We start from the raw sequence: 1695 nt of genomic DNA on the forward strand, positions 1-1695 counted from the left end.
CGTCCGTACTGAAGTCCCTGAGCCGGACGCTGAGGGTTCGCAGGTTTGAGACGAAGATCTTCAACTCAGCCCGCGAATTTCTGAAGGCATTGCCCGAAGGGCCGCCTGCCTGCCTGATCCTTGACGTGCAGATGCCCGACATGACCGGCATCGAGCTTCACCATCAATTACTCAGGGGCGACGTCCATATTCCGACGATCATCATCACGGCACAGGGAGACAGGATCCGCGAACTGTCTCTGGCCACTGACATCGTTGCCGTTCTTTCGAAGCCCTTGGCGAATGCGATTCTATTTGAAGCGCTCGCGGTCGCACTCGGATCCGTCAGGGAGCGCCACTGAGATCAACCATAAAGGCGCGGTGCGTAGCCCGAGGTCCGATCCGAGCTACCCGAAGCAGCCATCACAAACGACCGTTTAGGGTGGGTGGAAGGCGGACGTGCCGATCCCTCGGGCTGAACGCTCGCAACCGGCCCGAGCGGGCGTACCCAGCCGTCCTCGTTAGTGGTGCCTCCATACCTTCACTGCGGAGACCAGCAAGATAAGTGCGAGCCCCGGAAGCAGCACCCTGCTAGGAACGAAGCCCAGCAACTGACCACCAATGAAGGTGCCAACGACAGAACCCGCAGCCATAATCACCAGGAATGTCTTGTTCCTGGCTATGACCGAAAAGCTTTGATCCCGACTGTAGCGCGTGAAACCGACGATCATCGTCGGGAGGCTCACCGCAAGCGACAGGCTGCCGGCGAGCTTGATGTCGGCGCCGAACAACAGGACCAAGGTTGGAATGAGCAACTCACCGCCAGCCACTCCCATAAGAGAAGCTACGACGCCAATTAGGAACCCCGCCACGATTCCAGCGATAAGCTGCGCTGCACCGGTTAGCGCTGCGCCATGAGAGGATGTGTCATGGCCGACCAGCAACACGGCCGCGATGGCGACCAGCAGCAACGCAATGACGCGATAGAGCGAACCGGGCGGCAGTTTCGTAGCCCAGCCAGCACCAAACCAGGCACCGAGAAGGCTGCCTGCAAGTAGATTGAGGATAACGGGCCAATGTGCCGCGACCTCTGTTGCGGGAACCGTGCCGGCCCGAAAGGGAAGAGCGGATGCAACCACCACCAGGCTCATTGCCTTGTTGAGGATGACCGCTTCGAGCGCGCCAAATCGGAATGCGCCAATAAGCAAGGGAAGGCGAAATTCGGCACCGCCAAGTCCGATCAGCCCGCCTAGCGTTCCGATGAGAGCACCGCCGGCGAATGCTCCGGAACGCGAGCGCGGCGTTGTCGCCGCTACGGATGCGTCGGTCATGGGGGCCTGTCAGAATCGCTGTAGTGCAATGAATATAGCGCTGGGAGGCGCGGCGCCAAGGCTTCGATTTGCATTACCCAGCGGGCCCTGCTCGCCTGACTGCTCACCGCCCGATTCCGGACATTGCACTAGACGCGAGCCGAGTCGGCTCTGGGTCGGTCGAGAGCGGAGATAAGGTGCTCGCCCGATAGTTGACATCGGCGAGCGTGCCGCAAAGCGGACCTCGCTATGGTCTAAGAAGGGTGGAGGCTGTGTGAAAAGAGCCGAGTCGGCTAGGATTCCTGGAGGTGATGCTCCGGGAGCTTAGATGAAGCGCTTCGTTGAGAGTGAAGACCGTCGGCAGGGTGTCCTGCTTCCCGAGTATCTTGACGACTACGTGTCGGAG

General features: G+C 60.3%; 2 protein-coding genes. One reads left to right on the forward strand and one right to left on the reverse strand.

All coding sequences use genetic code 11. The features are described from left to right. Nucleotides 1-341, forward strand: a 341-nt coding sequence (locus tag AC1D34_RS37340; RefSeq protein ID WP_476826999.1) for a response regulator transcription factor, incomplete at its 5' end; no start/stop codon positions are given. Nucleotides 342-500: 159 nt separating this feature from the next. On the opposite strand, the gene AC1D34_RS37345 is transcribed toward AC1D34_RS37340, so the two are convergent. Further along, nucleotides 501-1310 (reverse strand): sulfite exporter TauE/SafE family protein, encoded by an 810-nt coding sequence (locus AC1D34_RS37345; RefSeq protein WP_476827000.1) that lies wholly within the window; start codon nucleotides 1308-1310, stop codon nucleotides 501-503. Between the last annotated feature and the right edge of the window lie 385 nt (nucleotides 1311-1695).

It is taken from the genome of Allobosea sp. P1_A7, assembly GCF_056406775.1.

Bases quoted from the DNA above. Each gene is read 5' to 3' on its own strand.
- AC1D34_RS37345 (WP_476827000.1), bottom strand. From the start codon at position 1,310: ATGACCGACGCATCCGTAGCGGCGACAACGCCGCGCTCGCGTTCCGGA.